Source organism: Chitinophaga sp. YR573 (genome assembly GCF_900110995.1).
Taxonomy (GTDB): Bacteria; Bacteroidota; Bacteroidia; order Chitinophagales; family Chitinophagaceae; genus Chitinophaga.
Map to the genome: position 1 here is coordinate 897,686 of NZ_FOJF01000003.1, position 18,386 is coordinate 916,071.

Here is an 18,386-nt window from a genome sequence, read left to right on the forward strand (position 1 = left end):
ACAACAATTGTGTCTTATATAAAAAGAGAAGCCGTCCATTAAGACGGCTTCTCTTTTTAATATTAGTAATCTGATGATGAAGTTGTGTTATCCGGTAAGATAAAAAGATTTGAATAGGAGCTGTCTGTCCAATGATTATCTGACCATCTGTTACCTCCTGTTTTATAGTTCGGCATAGTCTGTCCCGGATTACGATAAACAGCATTCGTATAATTCAGGTCTGTAGCATTTGCAGCCCCTTTCCAGCGATTACCGGTAACAACCATGTTAGATACAGGTACACCCAGAGGTGCATGCAGAGCAATGCCGGTACTGTTAATAATAAAATAGTTATCATTTACCATCACATGATCATAACCGGAGAAACCATTTTGATCTCCATCCGAGTACATGGCGAGCAATCCGGAAAGGCTGGAATTGTAGGGTGCATTAAATTCCAGATGATTGCGGGAGAAATTCAGATAATACTGACCACCCCAGGTCTGTATACCATCTATATGATCAGATCCGGTTGTATCAGGGTCTGGTGTTATCCACGATTCAGTAACTGTGATATTGTTTGCGTAAACATTCTCCAGTCCGTTGTGTGGTAAATAGCAACGGTGAACGATAGAAGCAGCGGGTTGCTGACTGTCTTTAAAGCCGCCGGTACTGAAGGCTGTTATTTCACAATAAAGAGCTGCGGCACCTCCACCGTTTCCACTTGGGTGGTTGGCTAATATCCCACCTTTGCATCCCCGTATTACCAGCCAGCCGGAGGAAACAGTGATCAGAGAACTGATGTTCGCTCCCTGTAGTACTACGGTGCCTGCAGGGAACCAGAAACCATCGATTGTTTCTCCTCCTGTTGCTACTGTGCGTGCCAGGCTACCCCAACCGCTAAGCGGAGCACCGGTGAAAGTACCACCAGGTACTGTAGTGAGTGAACTGATTGAAATACCTGCGGGACCAACTATCGAAGTGGTCAGTTGGGTGCCATGCGTGATATTTCCCGGATTAATGGTGATAAAATCAGCCAGATTACTTGCCGCTGACCGATTGCCAAATGCATCTTTTGCTTTTACATAAAAGCTATAGGATGCGGCAGCATTTAAATGTAAACTGGTAAGCGACAAAGAGGTGGCAGGCAACGTATCAATCAATATGCCATTGCGGTATACTTCATAACCCGTAACGCCTATGTTGTCTGTAGAAGCCGACCAACTCAAGGTTGCACTGTTACTGGTAATATTGGAGGCTGTCAGGTTGCCGGGAGCAGAAGGAGGAGATTGGTCATTCTGGTCTGGCACAAACTCAATATCCCTGAAATAATTACTGCTTTGATAGGAACTAACCGGGAACCTTCCTGGTGTATAAATATATACGCCGTTGGTGTCTGCAAGGCTGCTCAAAGGACCATTATTGATAACAGAAGCCAGTCCATAAGAAGTAGCTGCATATTTGCTGACCGCATTAACGGAAATAATATAGGTCGTATTGGCGCTAATGTGATAAGGAGTATCCAGCGTAGCAGTCTGCCATCCTGTGTCCGTTTCAGCGCTAAAAACGACTGTTTTCAGCATGCTGCCTTTTGCTGACCATAAGTGTCCGGTATGAGTGCCTGTTTCTCCGGCCACTTTATAGTATAGGAATTTTGTGATGGTCCCGGGTACGGCGGACTTGAATCTCATACCTAATTCAACCGGGTTATCTGATATCGAACTTAATGGTCTCTCTGTGGTCAATACAGTATAAGCTCCGGTACTAAGCGTATAGGCTTTTACTTTTCCTTCTACAGCGAGATCTCTTTTACAGGAAATCAGTGAGGATCCGATGAATATGCTAATAATAGCAGTGTTACTGCAAAGACGATAGGTTTTTCTCATAGATAGGTTTTATTATAAATTAGTAAAACGTATTTCTCAGATATTTATTTTTCAGTGGCGGCGGTGAAAATTTAATTACTATCGGAAAATGTGAAAATAGTATTCTTTTTATTGCAAACGATTGCATAACTTCGGAAGCGTAGCTGAAATAATTGTGACCTATATTCTGAAACACCATGTAGCAGTGTGTTTTAACCCTGTATTTTGTACATAACCCAATCATTCATCCTTAAAAACAACTTTATGAAAACCTAATAGTTAATTACATCCGTTAACAGGTTGTCCGTACCTGCATGTGACAATACTACTGTGTATAACTTAAAAGATTATACGTAAACAGGAGAAGTATGTCTGATCCCCTAATATTTAAACCCTCAGAATTCCTCGTTAAAGAACCCTATTATGAAAAATAAGTTATTACTGCCCTTATTCCTGTTGTTTTTATCGCTGTCCGCCAGCGCGCAATCACTACCCGCTAACTTTCAACGGGTGCAGGTTGTTACTGGTATCAGCAGTCCAACCTCTATGGCCTTCCTGCCTGACGGAAGAATTCTTGTATGCCAGGAAACCGGCCAGTTACGCGTTATTAAAAACGGCAGTCTGTTATCTGCACCTGCTATTACTCTTTCCGTCAATAGCAGTGGAGAACGGGGCCTGATAGGTATTGCAGTTGATCCTGGCTTCACTACCAATCACTATATTTATCTGTATTATACCAATACTTCCGGACCGCATAACCGTGTGAGCCGCTTTACTATGACCGGAGACATTGCTGCTGCTGAAACAGCATTGCTGGACCTGCCAACATTAGATGCTATCTATCATAATGGAGGCGGATTATCTTTTGGTAATGATGGTAAATTGTATGTTTCCGTAGGAGATAATAAAGTAGGCGACAATGCGAAGAACCTCGATAGTTATATGGGGAAGCTGTTACGCATTAATACAGATGGTTCCGTTCCTTCCGGAAACCCCTTTAGCGGCGGAGCTGCCCGTAGCCGTATCTGGGCATATGGTTTACGAAATCCGTTTACGAATTCCATTGATCCTGTAAGCGGAAAGATCTTTATCGATGATGTTGGTGAATCTACCTGGGAAGAAATCAATGATGCTTCTGTTAGTGGCCGGAACTTTGGATGGCCCGATCAGGAAGGCACCTGTTCTTCCGGTTGTACCGGTTTAACGAATCCTATTTATAAGTATAGTACCAACAGGAATGCTTCTCCTCCTGACGGACAAGGTTGTGCCATCAATGGTGGTACTTTTTTCAATGGTGCGATCAGTAATTATCCGGCTACCTATAATGGCAAATATTTTTTCCTGGACTATTGTGGGGGATGGATCAATTACTTAAATCCTGCATCTCCATCACGGACAGCCTTTGCTACCAGTTTAGGTGGTGGGCTTGTTTATCTCAAACAGGGCAATGATGGAAATCTTTATTTCCTCAGCCGGGATAACAGTGCGCTTTACAAACTTATTTATACGGGTACACAGGCACCTGCGATCACCACACAGCCACAATCTTTGAGTGTACCACAGGGGCAAACTGCCACTTTTAGTGTAGTAGCAACTGCCAATCCTGCTCCCACTTATCAGTGGCGAAAGAATGCGGTTAATATCACCGGTGCAACGGCTGCCAGTTATTCCATCGCTAATGTGCAACCGGCAGATTCTGGTCTTTATAGTGTAGTGGTAACCAATACTGCGGGCAGTGCTACCAGCAGTAATGCAAAACTCACTGTCGCTAAACCCAATACATTACCGGTTGCTACTATTACAGCACCTGTAAATAATGCCAGATTCCGGGCGGGTGATACCGTTTTATTTGCAGGTACCGGTACTGATGCAGAAGATGGTACTTTGTCTGCCAATGTTTTTCATTGGTGGATCGATTTTCATCATGCCAATCATATCCATCCTGGTCCGCAATTACGGGACAGCGTTAAAAGCGGTTCTTTTGTTATTTCAGCTGAAGGACATACGGAAACAGATATCTGGTATCGTATTCTTCTTTCTGTAAAGGATAGCAGGGGAGAGCTGGATACAAGTTATGTGGAAATGTTCCCTGTTACGTCAAATATAACACTGAATACACAGCCTGCTGGTCTGCAGGTGCGCCTCAATGATATTCCTTTTACCACACCGTATTCTTCAGCTACTTTATCCGGTATGGTAAGGCCAATGGATGCTCCTTCTCCGCAAACACTTAACGGGGTTACTTATATTTTTGATCATTGGGCACATGGAGGCGCAAGGGTGCAGAATATCAGGATTACTGATAATGATACTGCCTTTACTGCGATATTTAAAGCAGCACCTGCTGCAATCATACTGGCACCGGTACAGGATGCATATGTAAGGGATGGAACAAATGCAGCTATCACATTTGGTACCACAGATTCTACATTCCTGCTTACTAAAGTATCACCGGCCGGACAATTGAATAATGCGCGTGAAACCTATCTTACCTTTGATCTGACCAATACTGCGAATACCGTATCCTCTGTGGTGCTGAAGGTATTTGGTTATATAGAGGGGACTACTGCTATCAGTGTACCGGTTGGGGTATATCCGGTAAGTAGTTCTACCTGGTCTGAAAAAACGATTACATGGAATAATAAACCTGCATCTGACAGTACTCTTTTATCGTCTGCTGTACTTACCAATGATGCTGCGAGATATTATACATGGGATGTGACCGGCTATGTACAGCGTGAACTCGCGGCAGGACGAAAGAAAATTACACTGGCGCTGAAAAGTCAGCAGGCACATGATCCACGTATCTTCCTGAATGCAAAAGAGGCAGGGGCTAATACTCCGCAACTTGCTGTGATTGTAGATTCTGCGGGTTGTACTCCGGTTAATGCGAGCGGCGATGATGGCAATGTAGCGGCGAATGCAGTTGATAATGATTTGAATACCCGTTGGTCAGCAACCGGAAACGGACAGTGGATTCAATTCTGTTTGGGGAGCTCTGCTACTGTTACAGGTGTGGATATCGCATTTTATAAAGGGGATACCCGCCGTGCAATATTTGATGTGCTGGTGAGTGCAGATGGTATCAGCTGGACGAATGCAGCTACTGGTCTGCAGAGCAGTGGTACATCTCTCAATTTTGAGAGCTTCACTTTTACCGGTAGAACGGCGAAGTATGTACGTATTCTCGGACATGGTAACAACTTAAATGAGTGGAACAGCTATGCTGAAGTGAAGATTAAAACGACTACTACAGGTAAGGCGTTAAAAATAGCTGCATTCACGGTGTATCCTAATCCTGCTGGAGCATTCTTTACGGTGAAATTCAGCCTGCCATCAAATGGGTATACTACATTGGCTGTATATGATATGACAGGCAAACAACTGTTGGTACCTGTAAACGGACAGCTTACATCCGGAGCATATACGAAAACAGTATCTACGGCTTCACTACCCGCAGGTATCTACCTGATAAAACTGGTTCATAATGGTAAAGTGAATAGTCTGAAAATTATCAAGGAGTAAATAACTAAGTACAGAGACTGGAACTTTCTTTGGTTTGAATAGGAGATAGTTATAGAATAAGAGCAAAACCCGCTTCCAGTAGCGGGTTTTGCTCTTATTACATCAAATCAGGAGATGAAAATTTATTATTTCCCCGTTGTCAATAAGCTTAGATCGCTTAATTTTGACTAGCATATGATCACCAGATTTGAAACATATCTTCGCACACATACCAGTCTGAGCGATGAAGATATTGAACGGATTGCTTCAGCAGCAATGCCCAGATCCCTTCGCCGCAATGAATTGCTATTGCAGCAGGACCAGGTATGCCGGTATAAAACGTTTATTATAAACGGTTTGTTGCGTACTTTTGGTAGAGTTGCAGATGGAAGCGAATATATTTTGCAATTCTCTCCGGAGAATAGCTGGGCATTAGATGCAGAAAGTTATGACCGTGAGACACCTTCGGTATTTAATATCGCTGCTGTAGAACAAAGTGAGCTACTGCTCTGGAACAAAGCTGATTTTGATCGCTTGTTAACAGACATACCCGAACTGCAAGCTCTTTCCCGGCAATTGATCTCGCGCAGTAATTACAGCAGCCGGCAGCGACTGTTTACTGCGTTAAGTGCAACGTCGGAAGAAAAATATGAAGATTTTACCCGGACTTTTCCTCACTTACTGGCCAGGTTACCCCTACACCTGATTGCGGCTTATCTTGGCATTTCGCTGAAGACGTTGACCCGTATCCGCCATGCACAGTTACATCGTTAAGTAGAAATATGGTCAAATGACCACTTTTCCCAAAATGTTTTGACTCAATTTTGTATCCATAATTAAGTCATTCATTTATGCGTGTATTTGTAACAGGAGCTTCCGGATTTGTAGGCTCCGCCATCGTTAAAGAACTCTTACAGGCCGGGCACCAGGTGCTTGGTATGGTCCGCACGGACAGTGCTGCCGAAGAATTAATCAAAGCCGGTGCTGAGGTGCATCGAGGCAACCTTGATGATCTGGAAAGTATAAAAAAAGGTGCTGCACAATGTGATGCCGTCATTCATACCGCTTTTAATCATGATTTTACCCGTTATAAGGCCAATTGTGAGAACGATCGCCTGGTGATACTGGCATTAGGTGAGGTACTTGCCGGTTCGGGGCATCCGTTGGTTATTACATCAGCAATGGGCCTGCTGAATTATGGAAGGCTGGTGACCGAAAACGACACACCTGTCGGCTCTGATGTGATGCCACGTGCAGCTTCGGAAGAAGCGGCAAATGCTGTTGCCGGGCAAGGGGTAAACACCTATATTGTAAGGCTTCCGCTAACAGTGCATGACAAGGACGATCATGGTTTTATTCCAATCGTCATTGGTATTGCAAAAGAAAAGGGTGAATCAGTTTATATTGGAGAAGGGCATAATCGCTGGCCTGCTGTTCATCGTCTGGATGCCGCTGTTTTGTATCGTTTGATAGTTGAAAAGCAGCCCGGGCAAAAGGTTTATCATGCTGTTGCTGAGGAAGGTATCCCATTCCGGCAAATTGCTATGGCTATTGGACAAGGGGTACATTTACCTACTGTGAGCAAAGACGGGGAAGATGCCGGGGCCCATTTTGGCTGGTTTAAACATTTTGCTACTATTGATTGTCCGACATCAAGTGAGCAAAGTCGTAAATCGTTAGGCTGGGAGCCAAAGCACCCGGGACTATTCGATGACCTGATCCCGGGTGTGTATTTCTAAATACTTTGAAAAAATAAAACCTGCTATTACGGCAGGTTTTATTTTTTCTTGTAAGATAATTTTGTTGGTATAAGAGGCGTCTATTGTAACTAATCAAAGTGCGCCGATGAACTCTAAGCAATACCCGGGAGAGCAAGCAGTGCTAATATGAAAATATGTTCCCGCGATGGACGTTTGAGCCTTCATACCCACAGCCAGGTAGTTGTTAGTAGAGGCTAGCGTATAAGAATAAGTGCCTAACGAAGTTCCACTCAGTGTTGAAAACGTGATACTGTATGGAGTAGTTCCGCTACCACTTATTGAATAGGCAATGGTGCCTGCTGGTTGGCCTGCTCCCGGTGTGCCGTCTGTAGTGCCGGTGATTGGAAAGGAGAACGTGCGCAACTCCTTTTTGATAACAGGGGCATCAGAACGTACAGGGGCAAAGCTGGATAACGACAGGAAAAGGCATAGCATTAATGCGATGGGAAACAAATTCTTCATGGTAAATTGGTTTAAACGAGGGTTAAAAAATATCCTAACGAATATAAGTATTTCCAGTAATACTACAATTGCTAAACATTTGCTGATTTAAATTACCCGGTAAATACAGCAAAGGAAATCCCTTTGCTGTATTTTTATTTTCTTGTTATTTTAGCTCCATGAATCACATTGATTGCGTCGGATTGGTCGTTGTACAAAACAGGAAATTATTACTCGCTTTTAGCAGGAACAAGCAGGCCTGGTATTTACCAGGTGGTAAAATAGATGCAGGAGAGACTGCCCTTGCTGCGCTGCAGCGTGAAATTAATGAAGAGCTGAACATCTTTATTGCCGCAGAAAGTCTCCAATGGTATTGTCATATTACAGCCCCTGCTTTCGGGGAAGTTAATCTGGTGATGGAGCAGGAGTGTTTCCTGCATCAACTCACACAAATACCGGTTCCTTCTTCGGAAATCGGTGATATCAGGTATTTTGACCTGGATACTTACCGGAAAGAGGAACATCAGGTACCTGGTGTACTGATTGTTTTTGAAAAGTTGCGGCAGGATGGTTGGGTTGATTAGTTTATGTAGATCATTTGTAGTTGTTACTATTTACCAATCCATATTGAGAATACTTATTTTTGAGAATGCTTTTTTCAGACATGAGTAATATTGAAGGGAAATCAAATGAGGAGCTGCGTGACCTGATCAGGTACACAGATTGCGGGCAACAGGCAGCGGAACAGCTGTTGAAGCAGGATCCGTCAAACGAGGATCTGCGTTACATAATCGAGTACACAGATTATAAACAACAGGCGGGAGAACTGCTGCTGAAACAGGACCCGTCAAATGAGGAGCTGCGTTACCTGATTGAGTATACAGATTACAAGCAAGAAGCTTGGGAGCAGCTGCTAAAGCAGTATGTGAGTAAGGAAGATCTGTGTTACCTGATCTACTATACAGATTACAAACAAATGGCCTGGGAGGAGCTACTGAAGCAGGGGCCGTCAAACGAGGATCTGCGTTACCTGGTCCGGTACACGGATTACAGGCAACAGGCTGCGGAACAGCTATTTGAGCAGGCTCCATCAAACGAAGATCTGCGTCACCTGATCGAGTATTCAGATTACAAACAACGGGCCTGGGAACAACTGCTGAAGCAGGGGCCGTCAAATGAGGACCTGCGTTACCTGATGCGGTACACAAAGTATAAACAACAGGCAGGGGAGCAGTTGCTGAAGCAGACTCCATCAAACGAGGACCTTCGTGACCTGATCTGGTACACAAAGTATAAACAACAGGCAGGGGAGCAGCTGCTGAAGCGGGCTCCGTCAAACGAGGGCCTTCGTGATCTGATCCGGTATACAGAATACAAACAACAGGCGTGGGAGCAGCTGCTGAAGCAGGCCCCATCAAATGAGGACCTTCGTTACCTGATCGAGTACTCAGATTACAAACAACAGGCTTGGGAACAGTTGTTGAAGCAGGTTCCGTCAAACAGGGATTTGCGTTACCTGATCCAGTTCACAACATACAGGGAACAGGCAGGGGAGCAGTTGTTGAAGCAGGAACCGTCTGATGAGTAATATAGCATCAATAAATGTAGCATTAACTTAAAATAGCAACCCCGCTCTAGTAACGGGGTTGTGTTCGATTGCAATATATTGCGTTACTTATGCTTGCTTAACTTTTGTCTTTCATTAAGTGTTGGCTGCTCAAAGTATTCTGAAAGTTCTAAAGAATAGATGACACTCGTAATTTTCCATTTTCCGTCTCTTTTTATTAATGTCAGGTATTTTCCACCCCAGTTAGTCATCTTGTTATTTGCCCAAAAACTATAATCCATCGTTACTGATGCAACTGTTCCGTCTTCAACTATCCGAATGTTGTCAAACTTATCTTCGGTTGATGTATATCTGAATAAAGACCTTAAAAAACCTTTGTAGCTTCCTGAGAAGTAATTACTGCTCACGGCTTTTTTTTCTATTTCTCTGGCTTGAGATCTGTCCTTAATTGCAGCACACCAGGTAACGACTCCGTCATTGAACAATTCATAGAATGAAGTGGAATCCTTTTCGATCACACTTTTTGAATACTTATCTATCAGGATACTTATTTCTTTTTTATTGTCTGTTGTTTGCTGTGCAATTGACTGCTGAGCTATCGTCAAAAATATAATTGTCAGTAGTGTTATAGTTTTCATTTTACAAAGGTCCGTTAAAAGAACGCTTTATTTATTGATGTATGTTAAGAGTTTGATCCTGCTCAGGGATTCTGGTTTAATGCCTAAATAAGAAGCAATATCAAAATAAAAATCATTATTAAATTCATCCTCGTTATTCCTGATATATGATCTAAAGGTCCCTGAAGATACAAATGCAATAAAATTACAAACAGCACCTTCGCGAATCAGGGACTCTTTCTTCTTTAAGCTTTTTGTCTTCAACCGGGCATAAAACGTTTCAAAATGGTTCTGATCTAAACCTAACTTTCCGGTAAATAAAGCGATTAACGATTCCATGACTTCAATTGACTTGTAAGATGATTCAAAGGTATCATTTAATCTTGCTATCATCCACGATCTTATCGCCAGTTTACCATGTTATCGTTTAAAGCAACCCGGCTTTTATTTGGGTTGAAGAATTAACTGCTGCCCCGTTTTGAGGCAGCAGTTGATGTATTAATTATAGCCCGGATTTTGTACGAATTGTGGGTTAGCGCCCATGATATCGCGGCCTATCGGGAATATGGCCGTGTGGTCATCCGGGTCTGGCTGTTTATCCCACCAGGTACCGGTGTTAAATACGCCCCAGCGGATCAGATCTGTACGGCGGCGGTTCTCACCTAAGAACTCGCGGCCCCATTCATCGAGCATTTCCTGGTCGTTGAGCTGACTGCCATCAGGGTTATACAGACTAGGGGAACCAGCCGGATAGTTTCTCGTACGTACTGCATTCAGTAATATTGCTGCACCTGCCTTATCTCCTGCACGGTATTTACATTCAGCCAATGAATAATAGATTTCCGACAAACGTATCTCAGCATAAGCCGATGTGATACGGTTAGGATCCGGAGTAGGGTATAAAGGATATTTGAGGAAGAAGACGCCTGAGTTATGATCGGCATGATTCATATCCGATTCCTTATCGGCAATTGGATGCCCGGGTTTTGAATCGAGGAACCATCCAACCTGATCGCGGATAAACAGCGGATAAGAGCCCTTATTGCCACGAACGGTATCGGTGACGGTGTTACCATTCACTACGCGCTGATAGGGCAGGTAGCCGTACAGAAACATGCCTTCACGTTTACTGTTGCCGAGGTTTTTGTAAAGTTTCAGGCGATAGTCGTCGGGATAGCGCTGGAACTTAACGAAAGGCTTGCCTGGTTTAAAGGTATATTCAACGCTGTCCACATCTCTGCCGGGTTGAAGTGCGTATTTCGGGTTAGCCTGACCGAAGTCCGTAAAGCCACAGTATAATGGAGCCGCGTCGTAAGTCATTGCGAAAAAATACATGCCGCCATCATATTGCCAGTGCGTGCGTGAAAGACTGGATGGGAAGCCATAAATCGTCTCTGAATTGACCGTAGTGTTGGTATAATCGAATGGTGCATCCCAGCGGGTATCAAGCTGATAGGTGCCGTATTTACCGTCTATGATGTCCTGGCAAACCGTGGCGCAATCGCTGAACTTGTCCTGGTTGATGTACGCTTTGGCATTCAGATACAGGCGTGCAAGTAATGCTGCTGCCCCGGCCTGTGTCCAGCGGCCGATGCCTTTATCGCCCAGTGTTTCGCGTTTTGGCAGATCTGGTAATGCTGCTTTCAATTCGGATTCAATGTATTTGAAAGTTTCTTCCGGAGGGGATTGCTTGTTGCCGGTGGTGGTATGTTTTACATCGGTTATGATTTCGATATTGCGGTAAAAATCAAATGCTCTTAAATAGAACCATGCTCTCAGTGTTCTGAGTTCTGCTTTAAAATCAGCCAGCTCGGTTGCTGTAACGTTCAGGTTAGTCGGGTCGGATATCCCTTCCATATCCTGGAGGGAATTTGTTGCAAGTACGATACCCTGGTAAAAGGCTGTCCAGGCGCCGTTGGTGAAACCGTCCTGCGTGGTCCATGTATGATAGTGCATGCGCTGGTAATAGTTACCATCCTGCCAGTCGCCCTGACGGTTGTAGGTGCCTAGCTCGTCGGTGCTGTTCTCACCTGCGGCGTAAGTGTCATTCCCCTGGATGCTCCAGTAGGCGTGTTCGAATGGCCGTAAAAAATCCCTGATTACATCATCACGCCTGGTGAGGAACTGGGATACATCAACTCTGTCATAAACATGTTCATCCAGTTTTGTGCAAGCACTCAAAATCAGCACGGTGATCAATACTATATATTTCTTTTTCATCAGTTAGTTGTTTAGAATGTTACCTGTAAGCCCGCCAATACCTGTATGGTAGCCGGGTAAAAATTCAAATTACCCTGAACGCCGGGTGTTAAGCCGTTGATGGGGTACAGGTCCGGGTCTCCGCCTTTGAAGCCAGTGAATGTATGCAGGTTGGTTGCCGCAGCGTAAATCCTGAAGGCACGCAGGTATTTAGAGTTAATTTCACGACTATAGCCCAGGGTTACGTTATCGATTTTGACAAAGGAACCCGATTCCAGGAAATAATCTGAGGCAAGCGATGTGGTAGACGAATTGGTCAGCTTTGAATATTTGCTTTTAGGATCATAGGCTGATCTTAAGGTATTAGCATCAGATTGTGTTGCGGGAGTACCTATGTAAAAAGCCTGCATGTTAAACAGTTTATAGCCAAAGTTCCCTCTGAAGAAAAGGTTAAGATCCCAGTTCTTATAACGGAACGTATTGCCAAGCGATCCGGAAAATTTAGGCAGGCCATTGCCGACAAACTGCTTATCATCGGCATTCGACTGGTTGGCGGGTACCACTGTTCCATCCTTTTTATAAACCAGCAATGCACCGGTTGCATCCACACCCGCCGATTTTAACATATAAAAGTCCCCGATGCGGTGGCCTTCCTGCAAACGCTGGATAGTACCAGGGCTACCCGGAGAAGGCAAACCTGCCAGATCCTGGAAAGGAGCACCCTGATAAAGTTTGTTGGAGAAGGAAACGAATTTGTTGTTATTGTAAGCAGCAGTAAATGATATATTGTAACTAAACGCGTCGCGCTTTATTGCCTCCGCACTCAGTTGGAGTTCCAACCCTGAATTCTTCATTGTACCTACGTTACTGAAGGTTTGCGACTGAGGGTTTGGCGGAAGCGGCACATTATAGTAACCCAGCAGGTCTTTGTTGGTACGCACGTAATAGTTCAGCGAACCTGATAAACGGTTGTTGAATATTTCAAAGTCGATGCCTGCGTTAAAGTTGATGGCTTTCTCCCAGCCCAGGTTAGGGTTGATGTTCTGTGACGGACCGTAAACCTGGTATGTGGTACCATCGAATGGGAAATATCCATAACCTCCGTATAACAGCAATGAGAGGTAGTTATCAAAATCCTGGTTGCCGGTTACACCATAATCGGCCCTTAGTTTCAGGTCGTTCAGCCAGCTGAATTTGTTTTTCAGAAAGGGCTCATCGGAGATGCGCCATGCCGCAGATACAGCGGGGAAGTTACCCCATTTGTTATCGGCACCAAATTTTGATGAGCCTTCGTGCCTGATGCTTACGGTAAGGATGTATTTGTTGTCGAAATCATAGTTTATCCTGCCGAAAAACGCTGCCAGGCGGGAATCATTCTGGGTGGAGGACACGGCGTTTTGCCCGTTGCCCTTATCACCGCCATTCCAGGTACCTGAGCGAAGGTTGTTCCAGAGGAAGGTATCGAACGGAAAATCGTAGTTATTGGCGCTGAACTGCTGGTAATTGAAGTAGCTGTATGAATAGCCCCCTAATGCCTTAAAGTGATTCCTTTTAATGTTGAGTGAGTAATTGATCATCCACTCGATGTTCTTCTGATCGTTATCCTGTTGCTCCTGCGAGGCGTAGTTGGTCCTGGTTGTCTGGCCGGCATGAACGACGGTTGTGAGGGTCGACGGAGCGAAATACAGATTTTTGTAGGATGATTTGATAGAAGACACCGTTACTGTCGAACTCAGGTTTTCCAGGATGTTCACCTTCAGGGAGCCGCTTATATCTAATTCCTTTATCTCTGCCTCACTTTTAATAAGCCGGGCATTTTCAACCGGGTTGTTTGAGAAAAAACCTGTGTTGATGTAGTGATAACCTGTGCTGTCGTAAACAGGCAGGGTAGGATTGAGTGTAATGGCGTTGTTGAAATTTCCCTGATCGGAGTTGCTGGTATGCATGTACCTGGGTGCAACGTTCAGGGAAACGGTGTAGACATTTTCTTTTGAGCTATGATTCACATTCAGACGGGCGCCATATTCCTTTTTGTAGGCGCGCAGGTCGATGCCGTTGGCATCCCGGTAGTCGCCGGAAGCAAAGTAGTTATCGCTGGCTGTTCCGCCTGAAATCTGTAAGGTGTGTTTGTGTCCGTATGTGGGTGAACGGGTAACGGCTTTCAGCCAGTTGGTATTGGCCCCATAGTCGATACCCCGGGCTGGTGTGGCATTAACCCGGTACTTACGGAAATCGCCGGCACTGAGGACATCGGGTGTTTTAGTGAGTTTATCAAAGCTCACATAGCCGTTGTAAACCATTTTTGAATCGCCTGTGCCTTTTTTGGTGGTGATAATGATAACGCCGTTACTGCCACGGGTACCATAAATAGCTGATGCAGCACCGCCTTTGAGTACGTCTATCGATTCGATATCGTTTTGGTTGATGTTATCGATATTGCCGCCCGGAACGCCATTCACAACGTATAGAGGGCCTAAACCGGCACTGCGTGACGATACGCCCCGCAGCTGGATACTGGGAGAGGAGTTGGGGTCGGCAGTGGAGGTATTGGAGATACTTAATCCTGCCACTTTTCCCTGTAAGGACATTAAGGGATTGTTGCCCGCGACGGATTTCAGTTCAGCTGCGCTCACATGTGTTATAGCACTTGATACTTCTCTTTTATCCAGGGTGCCGTAACCAACACTGATGACTTCGACGCCTTTAAGTTCCCGGCTTGATGGAGCCAGTTTCACCAGTAAGGTGTTTAGACTGGTAACAGGAACTGTTTGCGGGATGTAGTCAATGGAAGAAAAGATGAGCTGATGGGCGGTGGTAGTTACTGTCAACCGGAATGAACCGTTTGCGTCGGTTGTGGTCCCGGAGCGGGTGCCTGCAATCCTGACGGTTACACCAGGTAATGGACTTGTAGTAGCTGAATCAATTACTTTTCCATCAATGACCCTGTTCTGCGCAAATGCCGGGTAGGATAGGGCAAGAATCAGGGCGAAACAACTTAATAATCGTAGAATTTTTGTTAGCATAACGTGTCTGCTTGATTGGTTCATAAACGTGGTTCATCGCTGTAGCTGATGAGTGATGCCTGTGCCGGTCGTGGCGTTTTAATTGGCGGGTCAAATTAAATCACTAATCAGGCGTGTTATGCTGTAGTAACGCGGTCGGGTAGAAAAATCTAACTTATTCTGAGATCATATATTTGATAATCAATGTTATATAGGAGTTGTTGCGTCGAAAAATCTAAGGCTATCGGACACGTTTTCATAAATTACATAGCAAAAAGCAGTACTTTTTAACCGTTAAAAACAGGAGGATCAGTGGGTAAGGCTTTCAACGTAATTCGTAGGAAGACAAAAAGTTATCGTTATATAAGGGCGGAAAAATTACGTATTACTTAAATCGGATCTCAGATCTATATGAATAAAATATTATTTGGTTTACTTTTTTTGCTGGCAGGTTTTAATGGAAATTCACAAAACACAAAATCAGACAGCCTTTTGACGGTCCTGAAATCGGAGCTTGCGAGGGAGAACTTTTACGATCAGGGCAAAGAAAAGCGGATAAAGCTCTTGCGGTTTCAGTTACTTCGTACGGATAGCACAAATTTTAATGCACAGTTCGATCTTTATTCAAAGATTTTTGAAGAGTACCATTCCTTCAAATTCGATTCTGCATTTCTTTATATCAAAAGGATGATCGACATTTCAGAGAAGTTTCAGAAAAAAGACCATCTGATCCGGAGCGAGATGACGTTGGGAAGCACCTTACTGAATTCAGGATTTTATAAAGAGGCTTTTGACGTTATCGGGGAGATAGATACGGGTAGGTTGTCCCAGGCTCTCAAAACCGATTACCTGTTCCTGCGGGCGCGACTGAATGCCGGTATTGCTGAATATGATAATGATGCTTATTTTTCGCGGAACTATTATAAGCAATCGGAGGATGATTTTAAAAATGCCGAGAGCGTTACTCCTGCCAATGATTTCGAGAAGACTATCAACCTGGCCTTCCTTGCGGATTCAGTAAAACACAAAAAATTAACTCCTGATTTTTTCTATGATGTTATTATCCGGCGTCGCCTGCCTGAACATGGTATAGCGATGGTGGCTACCAGGATTAGTTATGCTTATACGGGGCAAGACCGGGTACGTTTTCTTGCGCTTGCTGCGATAAATGATATTCGTTCCTCAACCAAAGAAACACTGGCCATATTTTTACTCGGGCAGGAGTTGTTTAAACTGGATAAAATAAACGATGCCTATATTTTCATGCAGGAGGCTTCCCGTAATGCTAAGTTTTATGGCGCGAGAAATCGTGCAGTGCAGATCGAATCGATGTTACCATTGATTGCAGGTAAAATGCTCGATGAGAAACAACATGAAAAAGATAAGCTGCTGATAGGCTTTTTGACCTTTTTGATTGTTGCCGTTATATTGTTTTTTCTGCTGGTCATTTACCGGAGACAAATATTGCGGATCAAAGCAAATGAGCTGATAATAAAGGAGAAAAACAATGAACTGGAAAGTGTAAATGGAAAGCTCTGGGAATCTTCTAAAATAAAAGAGGAGCTTATCGGGTTGTTTTTTAAAACGTGTTCATCATATATAGAAACGTTAGATAAAATAAAGCATAAAACCCTGCATAATATCAAACTGGGGAAATATAAAGATGTGAATTTGTTTTTAAACAATGTTCATATCGAAGAAGAAAAAGGAAATTTATACAACATGCTTGATACCGTTTTTTTAACGATGTTCCCTAATTTCATTACATCTTTTAATGCACTTTTAAAAAAAGAAGATCAGATTTGGCCGAAGTCCGGTGAAACGCTCAATGCTACACTCAGGATATTTGCTTTAATGCGGCTGGGAATAAATGAGCATGAGGCTATAGCTAAAATACTGGATTATAGCGTTAGTACTGTATATACTTATAAAATGAGGATTAAGTCGCGGGCGTTGGTCCCTGCAAATGATTTCGAGCAGAAAATAATGGAGATTAAATTTATTGATAGTAATCATCATTGATACGGCTTGATGTTATTGATCATAAATACACTGTATCTGACTGTTTAGTTCTCTGATTTAGCTTTGGAATATGGGTTCAGATTTGTTTTTCAATTTAACTTCACCTGATATTCACGTCAGATAAGGTGTATTTATTGATCAATAACATCTGGCACGAAGATTATGTACGCAAACGTTTGATGATATAAGCGAATATCATTAAATTAGATACTTCATACTTCACTTAAAAACCGTTTAACCCATGAGAAAAACCCTCATTTTCAGTGTACTGTCGCTGTTATTTGTTTCACAGATTTATGCCGTTACACCTGTCCGTACCATTTTTGCCCAGGACCTCAGGCAAAACAACATTACCACTACTTACAATGTACGTATCAAGCTGGTACATACCGATGGTAGTCCCGTTACCGGAAGCATAGGATTACGCGGATGCTGGGCCCGTAATGAGCAAACCGGGGTATATTATGATACTACTGACCGGGAAGGATATGAGTTTGAAGGATTGCCTGCCGGTACGTATACCTTTGGTGCATATCCTGGTAACTGGGAAGGTGCTGTGTCAAAGACAGTGCTCCTGGATCCCAGCGATGTAGGTGCAGATGGATTTATTGAAGTAACGTTGGTGTACTGGGTTGAGTAATTAATGATTCAGGAGGCTGATCTGAAAAGAGTTTTTCTGGTCAGCCTCTAATGAATAAGCAGCGGTTTGTATTTCTGACTGGTAATTGACATATTCTTGTCCACCTATAACCATATCCTGTTAACCATTACTCACACAATATTGCTGCAAAGTTTTTTGTGATATAAGCTTTCAGTAATTTTTCGGCGATGTCAAGTTTTCTGGTAGCTCTGCTATCGACCGGTAAGATCTTTTGATCCTCCATGTAGCGGATGGCTGCACCATCTTTTGCGTAGACGCGATACTCGCTTTTGGTTTCTTCTCCTTCAGCGGAACTACCGACGAGCTTTTCATAAGAAAAGATAAATTTACCAGACTCGTAATAATATTCATTTTTCCAGCTGCCGTCCCCGATACTTCCTGATTCTATGATCTTTACAATCTCATTGTCCTGAAAATAGTATTGTACGATACCATCCTCTACACGGCCATCAGACTCATACTTAAATTGCTGCTGTTTCAGAGATAATGTGTTGATCTTTTTGAATGCTGCCCGAATAGCTGCAATATCTGTTTCAATGCTTTTTTGTTGAGCACGAACATTTAGAACAGGTAAAACGATCATCAATATGATTATAATTCGATTCATTAACCTGACAATTTTGGAACCCAATATATTTAATTTTAATAACATGCCTGTAACCTTTTTTTTGTTGCAACGTTTAATGGTTGATAATGCCCAAGATCTATAATAACTGTAGCCATAGCTGGGACAATAATTACGCATTTTCTCACCCATGTTAAAAAAAAC

The 18,386-nt window shown here is 43.5% G+C and carries 14 protein-coding genes; 7 read left to right on the forward strand and 7 right to left on the reverse strand.

Going from position 1 to position 18,386, the window contains the following annotated elements; translation table 11 throughout:
* Positions 1-62 precede the first annotated feature (62 nt).
* Entirely contained in the window at positions 63-1,865 is a 1,803-nt protein-coding gene (locus BMW86_RS30085) for a DUF4082 domain-containing protein (protein ID WP_089787305.1), read from the reverse strand.
* Between the two features lie 402 nt (positions 1,866-2,267).
* Between BMW86_RS30085 and BMW86_RS30090 the strand changes: the two genes are divergently transcribed.
* The 3 genes from BMW86_RS30090 (at position 2,268) to BMW86_RS30100 (ending at position 7,087) form a co-directional block, all read left to right on the forward strand.
* Positions 2,268-5,369 carry a PQQ-dependent sugar dehydrogenase gene (locus BMW86_RS30090; protein WP_089787307.1) on the forward strand — a complete coding sequence of 1,034 codons (3,102 nt, stop codon included), beginning with the start codon at positions 2,268-2,270 and terminating at the stop codon, positions 5,367-5,369.
* Between the two features lie 174 nt (positions 5,370-5,543).
* Positions 5,544-6,122 carry a Crp/Fnr family transcriptional regulator gene (locus tag BMW86_RS30095; protein WP_089787309.1) on the forward strand — a complete coding sequence of 193 codons (579 nt, stop codon included), beginning with the start codon at positions 5,544-5,546 and terminating at the stop codon, positions 6,120-6,122.
* A gap of 77 nt (positions 6,123-6,199) precedes the next feature.
* A complete protein-coding gene (locus BMW86_RS30100; RefSeq protein ID WP_089787311.1) occupies positions 6,200-7,087 on the forward strand; it encodes an SDR family oxidoreductase in 888 nt (295 codons plus the stop codon).
* A gap of 93 nt (positions 7,088-7,180) precedes the next feature.
* Here the strand turns inward: BMW86_RS30100 and BMW86_RS32650 are convergent, their stop codons facing one another.
* Positions 7,181-7,570, reverse strand: a complete 390-nt coding sequence (locus BMW86_RS32650; protein WP_143056736.1) for a hypothetical protein — start codon at positions 7,568-7,570, stop codon at positions 7,181-7,183.
* 158 nt (positions 7,571-7,728) lie between these two features.
* Between BMW86_RS32650 and BMW86_RS30110 the strand changes: the two genes are divergently transcribed.
* Both BMW86_RS30110 and BMW86_RS30115 read left to right on the forward strand, forming a co-directional pair.
* Positions 7,729-8,133: an NUDIX hydrolase gene (locus BMW86_RS30110; RefSeq protein WP_089787315.1), complete on the forward strand. Its 405-nt coding sequence runs from the start codon at positions 7,729-7,731 to the stop codon at positions 8,131-8,133.
* 65 nt (positions 8,134-8,198) lie between these two features.
* Positions 8,199-9,137, forward strand: coding sequence for a hypothetical protein (locus tag BMW86_RS30115; protein WP_143056737.1), 939 nt, complete (start codon positions 8,199-8,201; stop codon positions 9,135-9,137).
* Between the two features lie 83 nt (positions 9,138-9,220).
* Here the strand turns inward: BMW86_RS30115 and BMW86_RS30120 are convergent, their stop codons facing one another.
* From BMW86_RS30120 to BMW86_RS30135, 4 genes are all read right to left on the reverse strand, one after another.
* Entirely contained in the window at positions 9,221-9,754 is a 534-nt protein-coding gene (locus BMW86_RS30120) for a nuclear transport factor 2 family protein (protein WP_089787319.1), read from the reverse strand.
* A gap of 27 nt (positions 9,755-9,781) precedes the next feature.
* Positions 9,782-10,072 carry a cyclic nucleotide-binding domain-containing protein gene (locus BMW86_RS30125; RefSeq protein ID WP_089787321.1) on the reverse strand — a complete coding sequence of 97 codons (291 nt, stop codon included), beginning with the start codon at positions 10,070-10,072 and terminating at the stop codon, positions 9,782-9,784.
* Positions 10,073-10,231: 159 nt separating this feature from the next.
* Positions 10,232-11,953, reverse strand: a complete 1,722-nt coding sequence (locus BMW86_RS30130) for a RagB/SusD family nutrient uptake outer membrane protein (RefSeq protein ID WP_089787323.1) — start codon at positions 11,951-11,953, stop codon at positions 10,232-10,234.
* 11 nt (positions 11,954-11,964) lie between these two features.
* The gene (locus tag BMW86_RS30135) at positions 11,965-14,955 is read right to left on the reverse strand and encodes a SusC/RagA family TonB-linked outer membrane protein (RefSeq protein ID WP_089787326.1); all 2,991 of its coding nucleotides are present in this window, start codon (positions 14,953-14,955) and stop codon (positions 11,965-11,967) included.
* 390 nt (positions 14,956-15,345) lie between these two features.
* On the opposite strand from BMW86_RS30135, the gene BMW86_RS30140 reads away from it, so the two are divergent.
* Both BMW86_RS30140 and BMW86_RS30145 read left to right on the forward strand, forming a co-directional pair.
* Positions 15,346-16,956 (forward strand): DUF6377 domain-containing protein, encoded by a 1,611-nt coding sequence (locus BMW86_RS30140; RefSeq protein WP_089787328.1) that lies wholly within the window; start codon positions 15,346-15,348, stop codon positions 16,954-16,956.
* A gap of 241 nt (positions 16,957-17,197) precedes the next feature.
* Positions 17,198-17,596 carry a hypothetical protein gene (locus tag BMW86_RS30145; protein ID WP_089787330.1) on the forward strand — a complete coding sequence of 133 codons (399 nt, stop codon included), beginning with the start codon at positions 17,198-17,200 and terminating at the stop codon, positions 17,594-17,596.
* A gap of 127 nt (positions 17,597-17,723) precedes the next feature.
* Here BMW86_RS30145 and BMW86_RS30150 read toward each other — a convergent pair whose 3' ends face one another.
* A complete protein-coding gene (locus BMW86_RS30150) occupies positions 17,724-18,224 on the reverse strand; it encodes a hypothetical protein (RefSeq protein ID WP_143056738.1) in 501 nt (166 codons plus the stop codon).
* Positions 18,225-18,386: the final 162 nt, after the last annotated feature.